This is a genomic window from Caballeronia sp. GAFFF2, from assembly GCF_023631485.1.
In the GTDB taxonomy this organism is placed as follows: domain Bacteria; phylum Pseudomonadota; class Gammaproteobacteria; order Burkholderiales; family Burkholderiaceae; genus Caballeronia.
The window spans coordinates 1-2,977 of record NZ_JALQDA010000071.1 but is presented as its reverse complement, the minus strand read 5'-3'; the positions used below and the strand labels follow the sequence as shown (position 1 = coordinate 2,977).

Sequence of the window (2,977 nt, the reverse complement as noted above, 5' to 3'; positions counted from 1 at the left end):
CCACTGATTCGAAACAGTGGACATAGCCTGCACGCTCAGATCAAAGAGTTCCAGACGTCCATTTCTGCGCGCTTACGATACTGTTCACACTGGTCGACATCGAGCTTACGGCGCTATTTGCCGTGCTGACACCGGTGGACAGACTGTTCACCGTGCTGTTGGTCGTGCTCAGGCCGGTCGAGAGGCTAGACACAGCGCTCGTGGTCGTGCTCAAACCTGACGACAGGCTAGTGACGGCGCTGTTGGTCGTGCTCAAGCCTGTGGAAAGCGAACTAATGCCAGTGGAAGTCGAAACGGAAAGCGAGCTGAGGCCGGTGGACAGGCTGCTGACCGAACTGACAACCGTGCTGACGCCGGTTGAAAGCGAGTTGACGTTACTGGTGGTCGTGCTCAGGCCGGTGGAAAGGCTATCGACCTTGCTGTTCGCGGTACTGACGCCCGTGGAAAGGCTGCTCACCTGGCTGTTAGTCGTGCTCAAGCCAGTAGAAAGCGAACTCACTGCACTATTGGTGGTGCTCAGTCCCGTCGACAGCGAGCTTACGCCGGTCGATGTCGAGACGGACAACGAACTCAGGCTAGTCGAAAGCGTGTTGACAGTGCTGTTGGTGGTGCTCAAGCCGGTCGACAGGCTATTCACCGAGCTGTTGGTGGTGCTCAGGCCGGTCGACAGGCTGCTTACTGCAGTGGTGGTCGCGCTGAGGCCAGTCGACAGGCTGTTGACACTGCTATTGGTCGTGCTCAGACCGGTCGAAAGGCTGCTTACCGTAGCAGTCGTTGTGCTCAGACCACTCGAAAGGCTCGTAACCATGCTGGTCGTGGTACTCACGCCAGTTGACAGCGAACTAACCGTACTGTTTGTCGTGCTCAGACCGGTGGACAAGCTGCTTACAGCGGTGTTCGTTGTGCTCAAGCCGGTCGACAGGCTGCTCACAGCGGAATTGGCCGTGCTCAAGCCAGTTGACAGGCTGCTTACCGCAGTATTCGTCGTGCTTAGGCCCGAGGACAGGCTATTGACGGTGATCGTAACCGTGCTCAGACCTGTCGATAAGCTGGAAACTGCGCCGGTGATCGTGCTCACGCCTGTCGACAGGCTGTTCACGGAGCCACTAATGGTGCTCAACCCCGATGACAGGCTACTGATCGTGCTGCTGTTCGTACTAAGACCGGTCGATAACGAACTAAGCTGCGCTGCCGTGGATAGGGATAGCGAATTCAAACCCGTCGATGTCGATGTCGACAAAGAGCTTAAACTGGTCGAGAGACTGCTAACACTGCTGTTTGTCGTGCTGACACCAGTAGACAACGACGACACCGCGACCGACATGGATGAGACCGAAGTGGACATCGAAGTCATGGCGGTGGACGTGCTTGCAGATACCGACGACCATGCGGTCGAAACGGAGTTCATTCCCGTGGACAAGCTTGTCGATGAAGTCGACCATGCAGTCGAAATCGAACTCATACTGGTCGATAGACTGGTCGAACCACTGGCCCATGCCGAAGAAATCGAACTCATTCCTGTCGACATTGAGCTTATATTCGTTGAAAGCGAAAGCGACGTAGAACTCACCACAGTCGATAGCGAATTCGACATAGTAAAAAGTTGACCGCCGTTCACGGCGTCGGTGCTAGTCGCAGCCACCGAGCCATTGGCCAAATTGGTAATGCTATGGCTTGTCATATCCAGATACTGATTCATCTGGATCTTGGTATTGGCACCCATGGAAACGGCACCGTTTCCGACCGACATCCATGCAGTCTGAGAATTATTGAGGTCGTCCGCGATGTAAATACCGGTAAAACTTGAGCCTAATCCTGCGCCGATGTTGCCTGAACCGCAACTTCCGTTGCTGTTTGTGACTGTACCGTAGCCTGCGTTCCACATACCATATCCAGTGCCTCCTCCGCAAGCCGCTACAATCGGAGTGGCAGCCCACGCTGACGGACCCGTAAACCCGGTAGCGCTAAATATCAACGCCACTGATGCGCTAACCCGGGCAGCGGCCTTGAACATATCCGTAGTGCCCTCGTCCCGCGCAAAGGTTGGCTTTGAACGACCTTCTTGGCCACCCAGTGCAACACTGGAACTGCTCTTTCCCCGCGCCATCGCGGTTTCAGAAACCGCGACGAACGTTCCTGCTTTCTCATTCCAAATACTACGGTAAGACTTATTCATATACCAAAATGACCCACAAAAAACGAGCGTCTTTACAAGAAAGACCAAGGAATCCCTAACCAATGCACAGGATATTCATGCCTGTGCATCGCTTGAAGCGGACACGTCCTAATTTGATAGATCCATGCGATCTAACAACACGGAAGGGCAGAAATTTTTAGGAAACGTCGCATTTACATCTGACCGGTCGCCACATTCGTCGACAAGCGTGCAAGCACATCCATTCGTCCAATGGTTTTAGAAGATTGTTCTGCACCAATAGACAAAAGCGCCAATCATGGTCCGACAAACCAAGATCTGACTTAGCGAGCAAAAAAATGAGACGGCCCTAGGGCCGTCTCATTATCTTGCGAAGCTAGTAATTGATGCCTCTTTTTTTATTACCGCACTGATTGTTGCATCAGCGATTCTAGAAGTTCTGTATAAGAAGCGACCAACTTGTCATCACTTGGCAAGAAACGGGAGATCGCTGAACGTTGACGGTGCCGATATTGAGCCAGGTGCTGATCATGACAATCGATAGCCTCGATTACCATTGACGCGCCCTCGGTCAAGTTGTTCGCATGATAGAAATACCCAAGATCCGGGCACAAAGTTGCATTGTGTACTAATGGATATCCCTGCCAACATACTTCGAGATAGAAGTAGTTGAGCGGATTTTCCCACTGATGGGAAATTACGATGTCTGTGTTTTGCGCCAGAAAAGTAGGGGTATCAAAGCGCCTGGAACAGCCCCGTGAAAGACCGGACACAGTCTCCCACTTACAATAGCGGGTAGGCATAAGACTGTGTATATGACTA

The 2,977-nt window shown here is 52.7% G+C and carries 2 protein-coding genes; both read right to left on the bottom strand.

The window, feature by feature from the left end:
• Positions 1-40: 40 nt before the first annotated feature.
• Complete coding sequence (locus NCT04_RS34810) at positions 41-2,176, bottom strand: ESPR-type extended signal peptide-containing protein (RefSeq protein ID WP_350030062.1); 2,136 nt, start codon at positions 2,174-2,176, stop codon at positions 41-43.
• 380 nt (positions 2,177-2,556) lie between these two features.
• Positions 2,557-2,977, bottom strand: a 421-nt coding sequence (locus NCT04_RS34065; protein WP_250470236.1) for a DUF2827 family protein, incomplete at its 5' end; no start/stop codon positions are given.